Genomic DNA, 19,735 nt, shown 5'->3' on the forward strand with positions numbered 1-19,735 from the left:
CGTTCACTTAGCCTACAACGCATCAAAATTAGCCATTGATCGGCTCAAAAAGAACCAATCCATCGCTGCATAATCATTGGTTTCATTCGTTTTTTAAAGCATCATTGGTTTTCTGTTCTTCTATGATTTTTTAAAAAGACGCATTATGAAATTGATTCAATTGAACTCAAATATATACGAAAAACGCCACTTGTTATTTCTAAAGGTGGCGTTTTAACTGTGGATAGATATTAATCTTATCTACGTCGTTTCATGAAATATAAAGATGTAGTATAATCTCCCTATATTAACTTTTTATAGAAAATGGTGAGACGATGAGCAGCAATTTTTCATTCTTACGTAAAAAGTGGAAGGTGCTTGCGAATTTAGGCGAAACCGCTGAGAAAAATGTTTACCATGACCCCCATACAACGATCATGAAATTACGCTTGTTTGCAGAAACATTGGCACAGATTATTTTTGCATCGGAAAACCTTATTGAAAAAAAAGGTGCGTCGCAAATTGATCGAATTCATTTGCTCAAAAAAGAAGGATTGCTTGAACCAGAGTTGGTTGATATTTTTCATATGATAAGGAAAAAGGGGAATAACGCTGTACATAATGCTGACGATGTGGAGACTGTTGAGGCGATGGCTTTGTTGCAGCTTGCCTTCCGGTTGTCTGTTTGGTTTATGGAGGTGTATGGAGAATGGAATTTTGCCGACCATTCGTTTCAAGCGCCTGTAAAGGAAGATATAATTGATTTAGATCAGCTTCAAAAAGAACATAACGAAGAAGTAAAGAAATTAGAACGTGAATTAGAAAAGGCACGTTTTCAAGCTGAAGCCGAGCAGGAAGAAACAAGAGCAAAGCGAAAACGTCTGTCGGCGCAATTTGTACAACGAACAAAACTAACAGAAGCAGAAACGCGATCAATTATTGATGAAAAGCTGCGCGTAGCTGGATGGGAAGCAAACACTTCGTCTTTAAATCATTATAATTGCGGAACCTTGCCTGAAAAGAACAGAAACATGGCTATTGCCGAATGGAAAGTGAAAGGTGGACGTGTGGATTATGCCCTCTTTATTGGGTTGAAACTCGTTGGACTTATTGAGGCGAAAGCGGAACATAAAACGATCCCTAGTGCGCTGGATAGTCAAACGAAAGTGTACGCTAAAAAGGTGAAACAATTGGCGAATGAGGAGATTGAACCGACGTCAGGGGATTATCTTGTTCCTTTTCTCTATGCGACAAATGGAAGACGTTATTTGAAGCAGGTGAAGGAAGAGTCAGGCATTTGGTTTTGGGATTCTAGAAAACCGAAAGTGCATGCTTATGCATTGGAAGGGTGGCATTCTCCAAGTGACTTAAAGAGTTTGCTAAAGCAAAATGATCAAGAAGCAGATGAAAAACTAAAAAAAGAAGACATTACGAAATTTGCTCTTAGACCATATCAGCGAAAAGCGGTATTCACTGTCGAGGAAGCATATTCAGATGGAAAACGAAAAATGCTTCTCGCTATGGCTACAGGTACAGGAAAGACACGAACAGCAATTGCGCTCATGTATCGGTTAATTAATACCAAAAAGGCACGTCGAATCTTATTCCTCGTGGATCGGAATTCACTAGGTAAACAGACAGAGGATGCAATAAAGGATACAAAAGTTGACGGTCTATCATTTTCAGACATTTTCGATGTGAAGTCCCTGGAAGATATGGCTCCAGAGCTAGTAACGAAAGTCCATATTACAACCGTTCAAGGCATGGTTCGCCGATTGTTTTATAGTTCAGATGATAAAACAATTCCTACTGTAGGTCAGTATGACTTCATTATCGTTGATGAAGCACACCGAGGCTATACAAGCGACCGGGAGATGTCAGATGAAGAAATGGAATTTAGAAACCAAGACGATTATGTGAGTCAATATCGACGTGTGATCGATTATTTTGATGCCGCATGTCTAGCTTTAACGGCAACACCTGCGTTGCATACAACGGATATTTTTGGGATGCCCATCTTTAAATATTCATATACCGAAGCTGTTATAGAGGGGTTTCTAGTGGACCATGAGCCGCCATATCTGTTTAAAACAGAGCTATCCGAAGCAGGAATCTCCTTTGAAAAAGACCAGGAAGTCGAAGTCTACGATGATGCAACAAAGGAGGTGGTGTTGGAGAAATTAGAAGATACTGTGCACTTCGACGTAGACCAATTCAACAAAAAGGTCATCACAGAACCCTTTAACAGAGTGATTTTAAATACGTTGGTTGATTATATAGACCCTTCTAGTAAAGAAAAAACGCTTATCTTTGCGGCCACTGATCAGCATGCCGATCTCATCGTGCGTTTATTAAAAGAGGCTTATCAAGCGCGCGGAGACGACATTGAAGACGACGCTATTACGAAAATTACAGGCTCTATTTACAAACCTTTGGACGCGATAAAACGATTTAAAAACGAACGACTACCAAACGTTGTTGTAACAGTGGACTTGTTGACTACTGGAATCGATGTTCCCGCGATTACAAATATCGTATTCATGCGCCGAGTTCAATCAAGAATTTTGTATGATCAAATGCTAGGACGTGCTACTCGCTTATATCCTGAGATTGGCAAGAGCCATTTTAATATTTATGATGCTGTGGGCATTTACAACAAATTGCAAAAGTATACCGAAATGAAGCCTGTTGTAAAGCAACAATCAATGACAATTCGTGAGTTAGTGGATGGGTTCTCACAAGCTAAGACAGAGAAGGAAACGAACTATTTTAGAGAACAACTGACTGCTAAGCTGCAGCGTAAAAAGCAGGGAATGGACACTGAAGCCAAGGAAAAATTTTCTGAGCTCGCCAATGACAAGTCTATTGATGAGTGGGTAAAGGAAATCCAATATTACACCCCATCTGAGGTTAAGCAACATGATATTCTTTTCGAGTATTTGGAGGTCTATCGTACGAAAGGCGATAAACGTTTTATATCGTATTTAGACGATGCCGTTACTGCGGTTGAAAGAGGATATGGTGAAGCAAACCACAGACCTGAAGACTATCTCAATGGGTTTACGAAGTTTATTAACGAAAATCTCAACGAAATACCAGCCTTGCAGTTGGTTTGCACGCGGCCACGTGATTTAACAAAAAAAGATTTGCGGGAACTAATGGCGGTTCTTGAAACGAAAAATTTCAAGCAATCCCACTTGCAAACTGCCTGGAAACAATCTAAAAATGAAGATATCGCTGCAGATATCATCAGTTTTATTCGTCAAGCCGCGTTAGGGGAAGCGCTGGTTGACCATGAAACACGAATCAAACGTGCTATGCAAAAGGTACATTCGCTTCATGAATGGACACCAAGGCAGAAAAAATGGTTGGACAGAATCGAAAAACAACTGTTACAATTCCCTGTGCTTGCACCTAATTCAGAGGATGCTTTTACCGAAGAACCATTTGTCAGTCAGGGTGGTTACAAGCAATTAAGAAGAGATTTTGGAGATCATATTGATGCAGTTGTCGAAACGATCAATGATCAATTGTATGCATCAGCAAGTTCATAACAAAAATCGCCTCTAATTCTGAGGCTTTTTTTGCGCTATACTAGTAAAGTAAAATCATACAAGAACTTTGGGGGACAACATGAACAATCAGGAAATCATTCAAAAGCTTTGGAATTTGTGCAACGTACTGCGTGATGATGGCATTACATACCAGCAATATGTAACAGAATTAACGTACTTACTGTTTTTAAAAATGATGAAAGAGCAAGAGCGAGAAGAGGTTATTCCTGATGGTTACCGTTGGGATAACTTAGTTAAAAAAGAAGGCATGGAGCTTAAGGATTTCTATCAGGAGCTTTTGCTTACATTAGGAAAAAACGAACATGAACGTTTACGCTTAATCTATAGCGATGCTTCCACAAGTATCACTGAGCCTAAGAACCTTGAGAAGATCATCAAGTCAATTGATGGCCTGGATTGGTACAACGCAAAAGAAGAAGGTCTCGGAAACCTGTACGAAGGCCTTCTCGAAAAAAATGCAAGTGAAACGAAATCGGGGGCAGGGCAGTACTTTACTCCTCGAGTTTTGGTTGATGTCATGGTTCAACTTGTTGATCCGAAAATTAAAGAGCGATGCAATGACCCAGCCGCCGGAACCTATGGCTTTATGATTGCGGCAGACCAATACTTGAAAAACAAAACAGATGACTATTTTGATATCGACCCTCAAACGGTCAAATTTCAAAAGGAAGAGGCTTTTAGTGGAATGGAGCTGGTCAAAGGAACACACCGTTTGGCAATGATGAACGCGTTGCTACATGATATTGAAGGCCCTTTGGAGAATGGGGATTCGCTCTCAAGCAACGGCAAATGGATGAAAAATTATGATGTCATCTTAACGAATCCCCCGTTTGGAACAAAAAAAGGGGGAGAACGTGTATCACGTGATGATTTGACGTTTGAAACAGCGAATAAACAATTAAATTTTTTGCAGGTTATTTATAACGCCTTAAAAGACAACGGGGAAGCACGTGCAGCAGTCGTCCTGCCAGATAACGTTTTATTTGAAAGTGGCGTGGGAGCTCAAATCCGTCGCGATCTAATGGACAAGTGTAACCTACATACAATTCTGCGTTTACCAACCGGAATTTTCTATGCCCAAGGAGTCAAAACAAACGTCTTGTTTTTCACGCGCGAAAAAACGGACAAAGGCAATACAAAAGACGTCTGGGTCTACGATATGCGGACCAATATGCCGTCCTTTGGAAAGCGCAATCAGCTCACAATGGCACATTTTGAAGACTTCATGAAAGCGTACATTGCCGAAAAACGCGAAGAGATTCAGGACGAACGCTGGCACAACTTCAGTCGTGAAACCATTGCCAAAAAGAACGACAGCCTAGACATTGGCTTAATTGCCGACGAAACCTTATCCTCCTACGACAACCTACCAGACCCAATCGAATCCGCCGAAGAAGCCATCGCCAAGCTCCAAAAAGCCATGGATTTATTAGGTGAAGTTGTTGAAGAACTGAAGGAAACAGAAGAAGATAAGGTGAAGAACTAATGGTGAAGAAAAATAAAACAATAGATGAGTTGTTTGAAGAGGCACTGGTGCCGGAGGAAGAGCAATCTTATAGAGTTCCGGACAATTGGGTTTGGACAAGCAATAAACATATTCTAAATAAAATGATATCTGTTAACCCGAATAATTTCAATGAAGCCTATTTTTGTTATATTGATGTAGAAGCGATAGATAATAAATGCCAAGAAGTAAGAAGCCCTAAAGAAATAAAATCGAGTGAAGCACCAAGTAGAGCAAGAAGAAAAGTAAAAAAAGATGATATTGTTATTTCTCTAGTTAGACCTTACTTAAGAAATATAGCAAAAATAAAAATCGATAACAAAAACTTAATAGCTTCAACTGCCTTTTATGTATGTTCGGTGAAAAAAGGTATACTTTCAGATTATCTTTATTACTACCTCTGCTCTCCTTTAGCGACAAAATATCTCATTGATAATACAAGAGGTGACAACTCACCATCGGTAAAAAGTACTGATTTCGAGAAGATGTCTGTCCCGCTCCCATCACTCAACGAGCAAAAACGAATTGCCGAAAAGGTCGAGCGGCTTTTAACCAAAATTGAAGAAGCAAAGCAATTGATCGAAGAAGTCAAAGAATCTTTTGAACTTCGGAGGGCTGCTATTCTTGATAAAGCTTTTCGTGGGGAGTTGACGTGGGAGTGGCGAGATGAAAAGAAACTTGCGAATTTATATGAAGTAGTTGATTTAGTAAACATTCAAAATGTTAGATTGGAAAAATTTGAAAAAGAATGTAGTCTTGTAACGAAAGGTAAGAAAAAAGCGAGATACAATAAACCAGTGTATTTTGGAGAGGTGAAAGATGAAGAACTCAATTCTCTCCCTGTAATACCAGAAGAATGGAAGTTTAGTTATCTAGGGAATATCTCTGAAATTGTAAGAGGAGCCTCTCCCCGTCCGGCAGGCGACCCGAAATATTTTGGGGGTAATATACCTTGGATTACTGTTGCAGAGATTACTAAAGATGAAGGAATATATCTAGAACATGTATCTGCTTATCTAACTGAAGAAGGAGCAAAGAAAAGTAGACATATACAAGAAGAAACTCTAGTCTTAACAAATAGTGGCGCAACTCTTGGTGTACCTAAAATCTTAAAAATTTCTGGTTGTATAAATGACGGTTCTGTTGCATTTATTGAACTAACAAATGTCAGTAAAGATTATTTATATTACTTTCTGCAAACTCAAACAAAAAAATTAAGAAGTCTTAAAGTGGGTGCTGCACAACCGAACTTAAATACAAGTATCGTAAATCAAATTATTATTCCTTTACCTTCCTTAAAAGAACAAAGAGAAATAGTGAGAGTTATTGAATTGCTATTTGAAAAAGAAATCAAAGCCGAGCATTATAGTACTGTTAATTCCATTCTTAATGATATTAAACAATCCATCCTCTCCAAAGCCTTCAAAGGGGAACTTGGAACAAATGACCCATTAGAAGAGAACGCGATTGAATTGCTTAAGGAAGTACTTCAACAAAACGAAAAATAGGATCATCTATATGAAAGCTACCATGCGGTCGCTTTCACCATAAAGGGCATAAGCGTTACATCGACTCGTGAGGACCTCGTCGTGATTTTTTGGTCGCTAGGCTTCTACTGCGCCTCCTCGATGGCGAAGTAGATGATGCGCTTCGGGCACTCGTTGAAATCCTTCTGCCTGAAACGATTTACTTACTTGTGTTGAATTTTGATGCATACATCTCAACTCACTTTTCCATTTCCAAATTCAAACGAGACAAGAAATATAACCACACTTTACGAAAAGATAAAACGCCAGCGTAGTCAACATACGTAGACTCCTGCGGGAACAGCGCGAGCTGAAGATCCCGCAGGAAAGCTCTAGCTTTCCGAGGAAGCTGAAACCGTGCCCGCGGAAAGCGAAGTATTTTGACGAAGCAGCCCTCATTTCATTTAACCTAAAGGGATAAGTGCAACATCGACTCGAAAGGACCTCGTCGTTTATTCTTTACACAAGGAGTCTCCCTATTAGCCGCATTTGGTTTATTGTAAAAGAAGAATAAAGTGACTTCATTCTCAACCGTCACCAAACTAAATAGGATGAAAGGCACTTTACAATTCTAAAACTTCTTTTATGACCCGGAGCTCGTAGTTCGTTTGCGAAAAAGAAAATCCCACCCTATTCCTTCCATTACACTACCACTAAACCCCTCGCGAAATCTCTTCCAACTAAAAATATTCTCTAACCCATACCCATGTCAAACCTTCTAACAACAACGTTGTAAGCGAATTCATGAAATGCCCTGAAAAAAAACAAGTGAAGAATCAGAAAAATGAGGTTGACTGAACATCGTTTAGGGCGTAAGATAGTCCACAACAAAGCAAAATATACATCATAGACTAAAGCAAATGTCAGGAGAGTGATGGTTATGGCAGAACAATGGGTCTTTATCCATGACCAGCTCGTTCCAAAAGAGCAAGCGAAAATCTCTGTTTTTGATCATGGCTTCTTATATGGGGACGGCGTTTTTGAAGGCATTCGCGCGTATCACGGCAATATCTTTCGATTGGATGAACATTTAGATCGATTGTATCGCTCAGCTCGCTCGATCATGCTAGAGGTGCCTTACTCACACGAAGAAATGACCAAGATTATTACAGACACTCTTTTGAAAAACGAACTAAAAGACGGATACATTCGCGTGGTCGTCTCAAGAGGCGTTGGTGATTTAGGCATTGATCCATTCAAATGCAGCCAGCCTCAAGTGATCGTCATTGCGCAACAGCTTGCATTGTATCCAAAAGAGCTTTACGAAAACGGTCTTGAAATTGTGACAGTGGCCAGTCGGAGAAATCGACCGGATGTGCTTAGTCCAAAAGTAAAATCGTTAAACTACTTGAACAACGTGCTTGTTAAGATCGAAGCCAACTTGGCTAACGCTGGTGAAGCTTTGATGCTTAATGATCAAGGGTATGTCGCAGAAGCATCAGCGGACAACATCTTTATTGTCCAAAAAGGCGAACTCGTCACACCACCAGGGTATTTAGGTGCACTGGAAGGCATTACACGTGATGCGCTCATCCAATATGCGCAGGACGCTGGGTATCAGGTCAAGGAAGAACCATTCACAAGGCATGATGTTTATGTCGCTGATGAAGTGTTTCTCACTGGAACCGCCGCTGAAGTCATCGCCGTTGTAAAAGTTGATGGTCGAGTCATTGGTGATGGGACACCTGGTGCATACACAAAAGACTTATTGCGTATATTTAGAGAGAAGGTTCGTACAGACGGTCATCTCTATATAAAATGAAATCAAGTTTAACCATATAAAGCAAAAGCAGTGAGAAGGAGTAGTAACAGATAAGCCTATTCTACAGAGAACCAACGTAAGCTGAGAGTTGGTGACTAGGCCCTGTGAACTCACCTTTGAGTGTTCTGCTCAACTAGGCAGAACCGGGATGGAATACCCGTTACCAACTAGGCGAAAGCCATAAGGCGCATGTTACAGTGCGCGAATAAGGGTGGTACCGCGGAAAGAAAAACCTTTTCGCCCCTTGCTGACATGACACGTGTCGCAGGGGGTGAGAAGGTTTTTTTCTTTTCTCTTGCAAGACACATACGATGCAAACCGATGGCAACCCCATCGTTCTTTATACCAAACCTAAGAGGAGGGCGTCAGATGAATGCAAAATTGACTGCTGAAAAGAATGAGCCAGTCAAAAAAATAATGAATGGTGCAGACATGCTCATTCAAGCATTGAGAGAAGAAAATGTAGAACTGATTTTTGGATACCCTGGCGGCGCGGTGCTTCCCATCTACGACAAATTGTATGATTCGGGCATGCGACACATTTTGACACGCCATGAGCAAGGAAGCATCCATGCAGCTGAAGGCTATGCTCGCGTATCTGGTAAACCTGGTGTTGTCATTGCCACGTCAGGTCCAGGAGCGACCAACATTGTGACTGGATTGACAGATGCAATGATGGATTCATTGCCGCTCATTGTCATTACTGGACAGGTAGCTTCAGGCGTGATTGGCTCTGATGCGTTTCAAGAGGCTGACGTGATGGGCATTACGATGCCGATCACAAAGCACAGCTATCAAGTGCAGGATGTCAGAGAATTGCCGCAGATGATGAAAGAAGCATTTCATATTGCGACGACTGGACGTCCGGGGCCTGTATTGATTGATATCCCGAAAGACATTGCTGGGGCTGAAGGCATGTTTGACTATTCTCAAGAGCTACAGCTTCCAGGATATCAGCCAACCGTGAAGCCGAATCATATGCAAATTCGCAAAGTGCTCGACGCAATTGCGGAAGCGAAAAAACCTGTCATTTTGGCAGGAGCTGGTGTCCTTCATGCTCACGGTCATGAGGAACTCAGAACATTTGCCGCGACGCAGAACTTGCCATTGGCCCATACGTTGCTTGGCCTAGGTGCATTCCCGGCAGATCACGAGCTATTCCTTGGCATGTGCGGCATGCATGGCACCTATGCCGCTAACATGGCGATTTATGAGGCGGATCTTTTAATTAATATCGGGGCGCGCTTTGACGATCGCGTCACTGGCAACTTGAAGCATTTTGCACCAAACGCCAAGGTCGCTCATATCGATATTGACCCGGCAGAAATCGGAAAGAATGTACCAACGCAAATTCCCGTCGTAGGGGATGCGAAGGAAGCCTTGCAAATCTTGAACCAAACGACAAATGCCGTTGGCGATTTTACGGAATGGCATGAACGGTTGAATGGCTGGAAAACGGAGTATCCACTTGCGTATCTTGAGGATGGCGACGAGTTAAAGCCACAAAAGCTCATTGAACTCATTCATCAGACGACCAATGGAGAAGCAATCGTTACGACAGATGTGGGACAGCACCAAATGTGGGCAGCGCAATATTACAAGCTGAACAGCCCAAATCGTTGGGTAACCTCAGGAGGTCTTGGCACGATGGGCTTCGGCTTCCCAGCAGCGATTGGTGCACAGCTTGCTGAGCCTCAGTCCACTGTAGTTGCAGTTACCGGCGATGGCGGATTCCAGATGACACTTCAGGAACTGTCTGTTTTACAAGAGTTGAACTTACCTGTAAAAGTCGTCATCCTGAACAACAAATCTCTAGGAATGGTTCGACAGTGGCAGCAGCTGTTTTATGAAGAGCGTTACTCTCATTCTAAAATTCCGGTGCAGCCTGACTTTGTAAAACTTGCCGAAGCGTATTCAATTCGGGGCTGGAAAACGGAAACAGAAGAGGAAACGAGAAAAGCGCTTGAAGAAGCGTTGGCTCATCCTGGCCCGGCATTGATTGATGTTCGTGTCGCTCAGGAAGAAAATGTGTACCCGATGGTCGCTACAGGCAAAGGAATTCACGAAATGGTGGGGATTAAGCCATGAAGAGAATTGTCACAGCAACAGTCAACAATCGTGCCGGCGTATTGAACCGTATTACAGGGTTGTTTACAAAACGCCAATTCAATATTGAGAGCATTACGGTAGGTCACTCTGAAGTGCCTGGCATTTCAAGAATGACGTTTGTCGTGCAAGTGGATGACGACAACAAAATCGAACAGCTCATTAAACAGCTTAACAAACAAATTGATGTTCTGAAGGTGAACGACATCACATCACAATCGTATGTGGCCCGTGAGCTTGTTCTAATCAAAGTTTTGGCGAATGCGCAGACACGTTCTGAAATTAATGGAATTCTCGATCCGTTCAGAGCTTCAGTGATTGACGTCAGCAAGGAAAGTCTTGTTGTTCAGGTCACTGGAGAATCAGAGAAAGTCGAGGCACTCATTGACTTGCTTAGCCCTTATGGCATTAAGGAGCTGGCAAGAACAGGTCTGACAGCCTTTACGAGAGGAACCAAGCAAAAAGCGGTTACAGATATAAAACACTATACACTCATTAAATAATCCAAGGGAGTTGGCAAGAGATGGCAAAGGTTTATTACAACGGAGACGTAAATGATGCAGCAATTCAGGGGAAAAAAGTAGCCATTATCGGGTACGGATCACAAGGTCACGCGCATGCGTTGAACCTAAAAGAAAGCGGTATTGATGTTGTCGTAGGAATTCGTCCAGGGAAATCACAAGAAAAGGCTAAAGAGGACGGTCTTGAAGTAACGACTGTACGCGAAGCTGCAGAGCAAGCAGACATCATCATGATCTTGCTTCCTGATGAGAGTCAACCGAAAGTGTATAAAGAAGAAATTGAGCCTGGTCTTAAAGAGGGCAATTCCCTTGTTTTCGCTCACGGCTTTAACATTCATTTCAACCAAATCGTTCCTCCAGCAAACGTTGACGTATTCCTCGTAGCGCCTAAAGGCCCAGGACATCTTGTGCGTCGTACATTTACTGAAGGCGCTGGTGTACCAGCACTATTTGGTATCTTCCAAGACGTTACAGGCAATGCAAAAGACATCGCCCTTGCCTATGCAAAAGGTGTTGGTGGCGCTAGAGCTGGTGTGCTTGAAACAACATTTAAAGAAGAAACGGAAACGGATCTTTTCGGTGAGCAAGCCGTTCTTTGTGGCGGTTTATCTTCCCTCGTCAAAGCAGGCTTTGAAACGCTCGTAGAAGCTGGATACCAGCCAGAGGTTGCTTACTTTGAGTGCTTGCATGAGCTAAAACTCATTGTAGACCTAATGTATGAAGGCGGTCTTGAAGGCATGCGTTATTCAATTTCTGATACTGCGCAATGGGGAGATTTCGTCTCTGGCCCACGTGTCGTGGATGCAGGCGCAAAAGAGCGCATGAAAGATGTTCTTACAGACATCCAAAATGGTACGTTTGCTAAAGGATGGATTCTTGAAAACCAAGCAAACCGTCCTGAATTTACAGCAATCAATGCGAATGAAAGTGAGCATCTAATTGAAAAAGTGGGCCGTGACCTACGTAAAATGATGCCGTTTGTGAACGCAAAGTAATAGGCAAAGGATGGGATGAAGGTGCAGAAAATCCAAATTTTTGATACAACATTGCGTGATGGCGAGCAGTCCCCTGGCGTGAATTTAAATAAATCCGAGAAGTTTCAAATCGCTAAGCAACTCGAGCGATTTAACATCGACATTATGGAAGCGGGTTTCCCCGCTTCCTCAAAAGGAGATTTTGAATCCGTCAAGGAAATCTCAAATCATGTGCGTGGTTGTTCTGTGACCGGTTTGTCCCGTTGTAAGCAATCAGATATTGATGTGGCGTGGGAGGCTCTCCAAGGGGGAGCCGAACCCCGCATCCATCTGTTTCTTGCAACCTCACCGATTCACATGGCGAGCAAGCTGAAAATGACAGAGGATCAAGTAATTGAACGTGCTGTGGAATCTGTACAATATGCTGCAAAGTTCTTTCCACATATTCAATGGTCCGCAGAAGATGCATGTCGGACAGAGCTTCCGTTTCTTGCAAAGATTGTTGAAAAAGTAATTCGTGCAGGAGCCTCAGTAATCAATATTCCAGATACGGTTGGCTTTATTACACCTAAAGAGTACGGAGAGGTGTTTCGCTATCTAAAGACCAATGTTCCGAATATTGAAAATGTCATCCTTTCAACCCATTGCCACGATGACCTTGGAATGGCTGTCGCCAACTCTTTGGCTGGTGTGGAGCATGGGGCGCGACAAGTGGAAGGCACTATCAACGGTATCGGTGAACGGGCAGGCAATGCGTCACTAGAGGAATTTGCTGTCGCTTTACACGTGCGAAAAGACTATTATCAGTGCGGCACAGAGTTGGTTTTAGCAGAAACGAAGCGCACAAGTGATCTTGTGAGCAAGCTTACGGGAATGCAAATACCGGCGAACAAAGCCGTTGTCGGACGAAATGCCTTTGCGCATGAGTCGGGGATTCATCAGGACGGTATGCTGAAAAACAAACAAACGTATGAGATCATTTCCCCAGAGTTGGTAGGCGTAACAGCGGACCCATATGTGCTAGGCAAGCTTTCTGGACGTCATGCCTTTAAAACGCATTTGCAGAAGCTTGGATTTTCAATCAATGATGAAGAGATGCAGACGTTATTTACAGCATTCAAAAGTCTTTGTGATACAAAAAAAGAAGTCACAGACGATGATATCATCGCACTTGTGACAGACAATAAGCTAGGCAAAGAGACATCTGTCTATGAACTGAAAAGTATACAAGTAAACTATGGAACAAATGATGTGCAAACAGCGACCATTACATTAACTCATCCTGATGGCACCGAACAGTGTCAGGCAAGCACAGGGGCTGGGAGTGTTGAGGCCATTTACAATACAATTGAAACGATGCTCGATGTACCTATTGCGCTTTATGATTATCGAATTCAATCGGTTGGTGGCGGTAGAGATGCACTTGCAGAGGTATACGTCACAGTCGATGTGCAAAACCATCGGGTGTCTGGACGCTCCGTTTCACAAGATGTACTTGAAGCGTCAGCAAAAGCGTATATTTCCGCAGTAAATCGTGGACTCGTACGAACACGTCTTGCTCAAGAAGAAGCTCAGAAAGCGTAGGAGGCCGTTAAGTTGACTAAAAAAATTGCTGTTCTTCCTGGTGACGGAATTGGCCAGGAAATCACAGAAGGTACAGTAGACATTCTTCATACATTTTCATCACTATTTGATCGCTCCATGACGTTCGAGTATGGACTGATAGGCGGCCATGCAATCGATGAGACGGGAGATCCGCTTCCTGAAGCTACGGTAACGCTTTGCCAATCAAGCGATGCTGTCCTTCTTGGTGCTGTAGGTGGGCCAAAGTGGGACCGTAATCCGTCTCATCTCCGTCCGGAAAAAGGGTTACTTGGTATTCGTAAGGCGTTGGGTTTGTTTGCCAACTTACGTCCAGTGAAAGCCATTCCCGCTCTTTTGTCTTCATCTACTTTAAAGGAAGAAGTCGTTCGTGATGTCGATTTGCTCATTGTCCGTGAGCTTACTGGCGGCCTGTATTTTGGCGAACCAAGCGAACGCCGACAGGTGGCAGGCGAGGATGCAGTGGTCGATACACTCTTTTACACAAGGTCTGAGATTGAACGCATCCTTCGAAAAGGATTCGAATTGGCACAGATCCGTAAAAAGCGAGTGGTATCAGTCGATAAAGCGAACGTGCTTGAATCCAGTAAACTGTGGAGAGAGATTGCCGAGGAAATTGCCGGCGACTATCCAGATGTCACGCTTGAACATATGCTTGTCGACAATGCGGCGATGCAACTGATCCGGACACCAGCTCAATTTGATGTCGTTGTCACGGAAAATTTGTTTGGTGATATTCTTAGTGATGAGGCGTCTATGCTTACAGGGTCATTGGGCATGCTGCCATCAGCAAGCCTCTCTGAAACGGGCCCGGGGCTTTTTGAACCGGTGCATGGCTCAGCTCCTGATATTGCAGGGAGAAATGAAGCAAATCCAATGGCAATGATTTTGTCAGCAGCAATGATGGTTCGTGTTTCCTTTGGTTGGGAAAAGGAAGCCACTTTGCTGGAGGAAGCAGTGTTTCAAACATTAAAAGCGGGTGTCTGCACGAAGGACATTGCAGCAGCAACGAACCGTGCGCCAGTAGGCACATCAGATGTGATTGCGGAAATAAAACGGCAACTACAAGAATTGGCAGAGACTAAGAGCTAAATGCAAGGGGGAACCGGAGATGAGTGCAAAAACAATCATTGAGAAGATTTGGGAAAAGCACACTGTTGCGGAAGAGCAAGGAAAACCGGCTCTTCTATATATTGACCTTCATATGGTGCACGAGGTGACGTCGCCTCAGGCTTTTGAAGGCTTGCGTTTAAAAAATCGCGACGTGCGTCGTCCCGATTTAACCTTTGCGACGATGGATCACAACGTACCTACGGTGAATCGTTTTACGGTTGTTGATGAAATTGCCCAAAAACAGATGGAAACCTTGTCTGCCAACTGCCGCCAATTCGGAATTGAAATTGCGGACCTGGAAAGTCCCGATCAGGGGATTGTTCACGTCATTGGTCCAGAGCTGGGCCTAACATCTCCAGGGAAAACGATTGTTTGTGGAGATAGCCATACATCAACACACGGGGCATTTGGTGCACTAGCATTTGGCATTGGCACAAGTGAAGTAGAGCACGTTCTCGCCACACAAACGATCTGGCAGTCAAAGCCAAAAACGATGCAAGTCCATGTTGAAGGAAAGCTCGGCTTAGGCATTTCAGCAAAGGACGTTATCCTCGCGATCATCGGCAAATACGGCGCTGACTTCGGTACTGGACACGTGATCGAATTCACTGGTGATGCCATTCGCAACATGACCATGGAAGAACGCATGACCGTTTGCAACATGTCGATCGAGGCAGGAGCAAAGGCTGGATTAATTGGTCCTGACGAAACAACCTTTGATTATTTGCGAGGACGTCGTTTTTCTCCAGACAATTTCGAAGAAGCGACACAAGAGTGGTCTGCATTAGCAACAGATGAAGGTGCCGAATACGATGCCAGAGTGACGATTGCTGCCGAGGACATTGAGCCACAGGTGACATGGGGAACCAATCCCGGCATGTGTATTTCTGTGAATAAAGCTGTTCCAGACCCTGAGTCCATGACAACTGAAGCAGGTAAAAAAGGGGCGCGTCAAGCATTGGCTTATATGGGTCTCGCCCCTCATACGCCGATGGCTGATATTCCAATTCAGCACGTCTTTATTGGCTCATGTACGAATTCGCGTATTAGTGATTTGCGTGCAGCTGCGGAAGTGGCAAAAGGACATACAGTCGCTGCAAATGTGCGAGCGATGGTCGTGCCCGGCTCGCAAAAAGTGAAACTACAGGCAGAAAAAGAAGGACTGGATCAAGTCTTTTTAACGGCAGGATTTGAATGGCGTGAATCCGGTTGTAGCATGTGCTTAAGCATGAACCCAGATTTTGTCCCTGAAGGTGAGCGTTGTGCCTCGACTTCCAACCGTAATTTTGAAGGCCGTCAAGGAAAAGGGGCACGTACACATCTTGTCTCGCCAGCAATGGCTGCGGCTGCCGCCATCAAAGGTCATTTCTGTGACGTGCGTACGTTGGAAACAGAGCCAGTAAGCTAACGAGGAGGAGACAAAATGAGCGGTTTAGTTTTGCATACAGGTAAGGTCGCACCTATGGATCGTGTCAATGTCGACACGGATCAAATTATTCCAAAGCAGTTTCTAAAGCGAATTGAACGTACTGGATTTGGTGCATTTCTGTTTTATGATTGGCGTTTTCGCCAAGATGGCTCAGAAAATCCCGACTTCGAATTAAACAAACCAGAAAACCAAGGAGCCTCACTGCTTGTTGCTGGCCATAACTTTGGTTGTGGATCTTCCCGAGAGCATGCTCCTTGGGCGTTAAAGGATTATGGCTTTCATGTCATTATCTCTTCAAGCTTTGCTGATATTTTTTACAACAACTGCTTGAAGAACGGTATTCTTCCTATTCGACTAAGTGAGCAAGATATTGACTTGCTTCTCGCGCGTGCGGCAGGTGCCTCATATGAACTGACAGTGGATGTAAACGCCCAGACAGTGCAAGACAAACAGGACTTTAAGGCATCGTTTGAAGTCGACGCATACTGGAAGGAAATGTTGATGAACGGCTGGGATGAAATTGACGTCACGCTTGGTTACAAAGATCAAATTAAAGCATTTGAACAACAAAAAGCATAACGATACAAAAGCAGAAAACACGTCGACCTTGAACATTCAATCCTTGGTATGAAAAAAGCAGTCCATTCCTCATCCGAGGGTTGGCTGCTTTTTCTCTTTTAGCTTTACAATCATTCGGTGTTTACCACAAACGTAGTTAAGAAGACTTGTAATTGCATGAAGAAAGGCCCCAGTGTTTCGGAGTATGCATGCCGTGGAATCTCTTCTGCGTTTTTGCTTTCAATAAATGGTCTGCGCTTTAGCCGTTTTTTGAACGTACCGCTTCACTCAAATTCAAACCACTCAGCTAGTTGCAAAATGAATTGAACACAATGTGACAAAAAATTGATCAGATCACCTTTCACGACATGTGCCAATGCATATTTTGAAACGTTATTTCAGGTTGTGAGTTGAATTGAGTGAATGAACTTGATACACTTACCATTAAAAAAGAGCCGAGCGGTGACATACATGAAAAACAAACAGTCTAATGTTGTTGAATTCCCGAAGCTGAAAGAACGCTTAACAGAGATGGCTCTTGAAGCCATAAAGAATAAAAAGTATGAGCAAGCATTGTCATGTTTTGATCAGCTTGGTGATGAGCGATTGCCTTATGATGCGGGCGTTGCTCGAGTCATGGCCCTGATGGAAATGGGACGTTATGAAGAAGCACGGTCTCAATGCTTTTATTTATTAACTGAGCAGCATTCTGGAAGTTTTGATCTTATTGAAGTGTATTTAGGGATTCTGGTCCATTGCAATGCACAAGAAGAAGCGGCAGAAATTGCTAAAAATATGATTCAATCGAAAGATACTCCCGAAGAATTAGTGCCTTTGTTTGAGAAATACGTTCACTATGCTGACGTTTCAAAAAAAGAGCCTGAAGGTGATGCTTCTTATTTCTTCCAATTGAAAGAAAACAATGATGACTGGCGATATGTGGACTATTTGCAAAATGTGGACGCTAGGCTGTATCTGAAAGACGTAGAATCATTTCTCTTAAATTCGACAAAGAGTCCTTTGCTCAAGACGACTTTGCTACAAATTCTAAAGCAACAGGAAATAAAGAAAGAGATTCGATGCGAGAAGCACGGACACATCCTCGTCATTCGTCCGGTCGACCTTCCAAATGTCTTTGAACAATCTTTCTTTAGGCGTGTGTTAGTATCGATGGAATCTCATGTCGAATCTGAGAATCCGACGCTCTATCAACAGCTTAGAGAACTTTGGGAGCAATATGCGTTCTATGCATATCCCGATGAGCTGACCCCTGAAGAGCCTGAGGCTTGGGCGGCAGCGTTGCATTATATTGGCCAGGAACGTAGTGGCTTTGATGAGCAAGCAAATGCCATTGCAGCGTTGTATGAAAGCGATACGGAATTGATGAACTTGGCCATTCGAAGGTTACGTTCATTTGAAGAAAATGTCTTTCAATAGAATCCATTTTAGTTCTAGGTGGGTTGGCTTGAAAGCTATTAAATCTATGGTATACTATAGTGGTTGTAGAATGAAGAAATCAGGCACATATTGAACTTTGTGCCTTTTAAACTTGCTATATCTTAAGTATTCGAATGAGCAAGAAAACGAGATGTTGGAGGGAAACGCATGTCTGTGAAGTGGGAAAAAAAAGAAGGCAATCAAGGGGTTTTAACAGTAGAGGTTGAAGCTGAAACATTTAACCAAGCCCTTGATGGCGCATTTAAAAAGGTAGTAAAAAATGTTCAGGTTCCAGGATTCAGAAAGGGACGTATTCCGCGCTCAATGTTTGAAAAACGCTTTGGAGTTGAATCTCTTTATCAGGATGCTGTAGATATTGTTCTTCCTGAAGCGTATGCGAATGCGGTTGAAGAAGCAGGCATCTTTCCTGTTGACCGTCCTGAAATTGACATTGAGAAAATCGAACAAGGCGAGCCATTGGTATTTACTGCGACAGTAACAGTAAAGCCAGAAGTAGAGCTTGGTGAGTATAAAGGTCTTGAAGTGAAAGAAGAATCTACTGAAGTGACTGACGAAGATGTAGAGGCTGAAGTTACTCAGCTACAAGAACGTCAAGCTGAACTCGTTGTAAAAGAAGAAGGCAGTGTTGAAAATGGGGACACTGTAACAATGGATTTTGAAGGCTTTGTAAACGAAGAAGCTTTCGATGGCGGTAAAGCAGAAAACTATTCTCTAGAAATCGGTTCTGGTTCATTTATCCCTGGCTTCGAAGAGAAGCTTATTGGAGCGACTGCAGGTCAAGAGCTTGACGTTGAAGTAACGTTCCCTGAGGAGTACCATGCAGAGGAACTTGCAGGTAAACCAGCTGTTTTCAAAGTGAAAGTACATGAAATCAAAACAAAAGAGCTTCCTGAAGTCAACGACGAATTTGCGAAAGACGTAGACGAGGAAGTTGAGTCCCTTGCTGAACTTAAGGAAAAAACAAAAAATCGTCTGCAAGAAACAAAAGAACGTGATGCAGAAAATGCGAAGCGTGATTCTCTTGTTGAACAGGCGACAGACAATTCAACGATCACAATTCCAGATGCGATGATTGAAAGTGAACTTGAGCGCATGTTGAAAGAATTTGAACAACGTCTCCAAATGCAAGGAATGACTTTAGAGATGTACTTCCAATTCTCAGGACAGGATCAGGACGCTTTGAAAGAGCAGATGAAGGAAGACGCTGAAAAACGCGTGAAAACAAACCTTACGCTTGAAGCCATTGCTGCTGAGGAAAAGCTTGACGTGACGGAAGAAGAGATTCAGAGTGAACTAGACAAAATGGCAGAAATGTACCAAACGTCTACTGATAATTTAAAAGCGATGCTTGGCGGCACAACTGAAACTTTGGAGAACGACATCAAGGTTCGAAAAGCCATTGACTTCTTAGAAGAAAACAGCAAAGCAGTTTAATAGCTCATTTTTAGAAAACAAGGCACTGGTTGTGCCTTGTTTTCTACAATAAAAAAACATAAGAACTGCGGGACAGAAATCCCGGTGCGAGAGAAATGTGAAGAACCATTTCTTCGCCCCGTGATGTTCTGCCCTCCGTTTCAAAACGCGCTCGCCTGCGCTTTTCGTTGTCTAGCTGCGCGCTGTAGAAGCTG

The 19,735-nt window shown here is 43.1% G+C and carries 13 protein-coding genes and 1 other annotated feature; all 13 genes read left to right on the top strand.

Going from position 1 to position 19,735, the window contains the following annotated elements; translation table 11 throughout:
* Positions 1-314 precede the first annotated feature (314 nt).
* The gene (gene hsdR / locus EV213_RS12980; RefSeq protein WP_133580977.1) at positions 315-3,533 is read left to right on the top strand and encodes a type I restriction-modification system endonuclease; all 3,219 of its coding nucleotides are present in this window, start codon (positions 315-317) and stop codon (positions 3,531-3,533) included.
* A 79-nt stretch (positions 3,534-3,612) separates the two neighbouring features.
* On the top strand, positions 3,613-5,040 hold the full coding sequence (locus EV213_RS12985) for a class I SAM-dependent DNA methyltransferase (RefSeq protein ID WP_133580978.1): 1,428 nt from the start codon (positions 3,613-3,615) through the stop codon (positions 5,038-5,040).
* Positions 5,040-6,566: a restriction endonuclease subunit S gene (locus tag EV213_RS12990; protein ID WP_133580979.1), complete on the top strand. Its 1,527-nt coding sequence runs from the start codon at positions 5,040-5,042 to the stop codon at positions 6,564-6,566. Before EV213_RS12985 ends, EV213_RS12990 begins: the two co-directional genes overlap by 1 nt.
* An 898-nt stretch (positions 6,567-7,464) precedes the next feature.
* Positions 7,465-8,346 carry a branched-chain-amino-acid transaminase gene (gene ilvE / locus EV213_RS12995; protein WP_133580980.1) on the top strand — a complete coding sequence of 294 codons (882 nt, stop codon included), beginning with the start codon at positions 7,465-7,467 and terminating at the stop codon, positions 8,344-8,346.
* 21 nt (positions 8,347-8,367) lie between these two features.
* Positions 8,368-8,594 (top strand) — a binding site (T-box leader).
* A gap of 121 nt (positions 8,595-8,715) precedes the next feature.
* Entirely contained in the window at positions 8,716-10,434 is a 1,719-nt protein-coding gene (gene ilvB / locus EV213_RS13000; protein ID WP_133580981.1) for an acetolactate synthase large subunit, read from the top strand.
* The gene (gene ilvN / locus EV213_RS13005) at positions 10,431-10,955 is read left to right on the top strand and encodes an acetolactate synthase small subunit (protein ID WP_133580982.1); all 525 of its coding nucleotides are present in this window, start codon (positions 10,431-10,433) and stop codon (positions 10,953-10,955) included. The genes ilvB and ilvN overlap by 4 nt, the downstream gene beginning before the upstream one ends.
* 20 nt (positions 10,956-10,975) lie before the next feature.
* Entirely contained in the window at positions 10,976-11,968 is a 993-nt protein-coding gene (gene ilvC, locus EV213_RS13010; protein WP_133580983.1) for a ketol-acid reductoisomerase, read from the top strand.
* A 21-nt stretch (positions 11,969-11,989) separates the two neighbouring features.
* On the top strand, positions 11,990-13,531 hold the full coding sequence (locus EV213_RS13015; protein ID WP_133580984.1) for a 2-isopropylmalate synthase: 1,542 nt from the start codon (positions 11,990-11,992) through the stop codon (positions 13,529-13,531).
* A gap of 12 nt (positions 13,532-13,543) precedes the next feature.
* Entirely contained in the window at positions 13,544-14,641 is a 1,098-nt protein-coding gene (gene leuB, locus EV213_RS13020; RefSeq protein WP_133580985.1) for a 3-isopropylmalate dehydrogenase, read from the top strand.
* Between the two features lie 19 nt (positions 14,642-14,660).
* Positions 14,661-16,070 carry a 3-isopropylmalate dehydratase large subunit gene (gene leuC, locus EV213_RS13025; protein WP_133580986.1) on the top strand — a complete coding sequence of 470 codons (1,410 nt, stop codon included), beginning with the start codon at positions 14,661-14,663 and terminating at the stop codon, positions 16,068-16,070.
* A 15-nt stretch (positions 16,071-16,085) separates the two neighbouring features.
* On the top strand, positions 16,086-16,670 hold the full coding sequence (gene leuD / locus EV213_RS13030; protein ID WP_133580987.1) for a 3-isopropylmalate dehydratase small subunit: 585 nt from the start codon (positions 16,086-16,088) through the stop codon (positions 16,668-16,670).
* A gap of 450 nt (positions 16,671-17,120) precedes the next feature.
* Complete coding sequence (locus EV213_RS13035) at positions 17,121-18,086, top strand: hypothetical protein (protein WP_133580988.1); 966 nt, start codon at positions 17,121-17,123, stop codon at positions 18,084-18,086.
* Positions 18,087-18,254: 168 nt separating this feature from the next.
* Positions 18,255-19,541: a trigger factor gene (tig, locus tag EV213_RS13040; protein ID WP_133580989.1), complete on the top strand. Its 1,287-nt coding sequence runs from the start codon at positions 18,255-18,257 to the stop codon at positions 19,539-19,541.
* Positions 19,542-19,735: the final 194 nt, after the last annotated feature.

The sequence above is a fragment of the Aureibacillus halotolerans genome, from assembly GCF_004363045.1.
GTDB lineage: Bacteria > Bacillota > Bacilli > Bacillales > DSM-28697 > Aureibacillus > Aureibacillus halotolerans.

Coding starts and splice junctions, on each gene's coding strand:
- hsdR (WP_133580977.1), top strand. CDS start 315: ATGAGCAGCAATTTTTCATTCTTACGTAAAAAGTGGAAGGTGCTTGCG.
- EV213_RS12985 (WP_133580978.1), top strand. CDS start 3,613: ATGAACAATCAGGAAATCATTCAAAAGCTTTGGAATTTGTGCAACGTA.
- EV213_RS12990 (WP_133580979.1), top strand. CDS start 5,040: ATGGTGAAGAAAAATAAAACAATAGATGAGTTGTTTGAAGAGGCACTG.
- ilvE (WP_133580980.1), top strand. CDS start 7,465: ATGGCAGAACAATGGGTCTTTATCCATGACCAGCTCGTTCCAAAAGAG.
- ilvB (WP_133580981.1), top strand. CDS start 8,716: ATGAATGCAAAATTGACTGCTGAAAAGAATGAGCCAGTCAAAAAAATA.
- ilvN (WP_133580982.1), top strand. CDS start 10,431: ATGAAGAGAATTGTCACAGCAACAGTCAACAATCGTGCCGGCGTATTG.
- ilvC (WP_133580983.1), top strand. CDS start 10,976: ATGGCAAAGGTTTATTACAACGGAGACGTAAATGATGCAGCAATTCAG.
- leuC (WP_133580986.1), top strand. CDS start 14,661: ATGAGTGCAAAAACAATCATTGAGAAGATTTGGGAAAAGCACACTGTT.
- leuD (WP_133580987.1), top strand. CDS start 16,086: ATGAGCGGTTTAGTTTTGCATACAGGTAAGGTCGCACCTATGGATCGT.
- EV213_RS13035 (WP_133580988.1), top strand. CDS start 17,121: ATGAAAAACAAACAGTCTAATGTTGTTGAATTCCCGAAGCTGAAAGAA.
- tig (WP_133580989.1), top strand. CDS start 18,255: ATGTCTGTGAAGTGGGAAAAAAAAGAAGGCAATCAAGGGGTTTTAACA.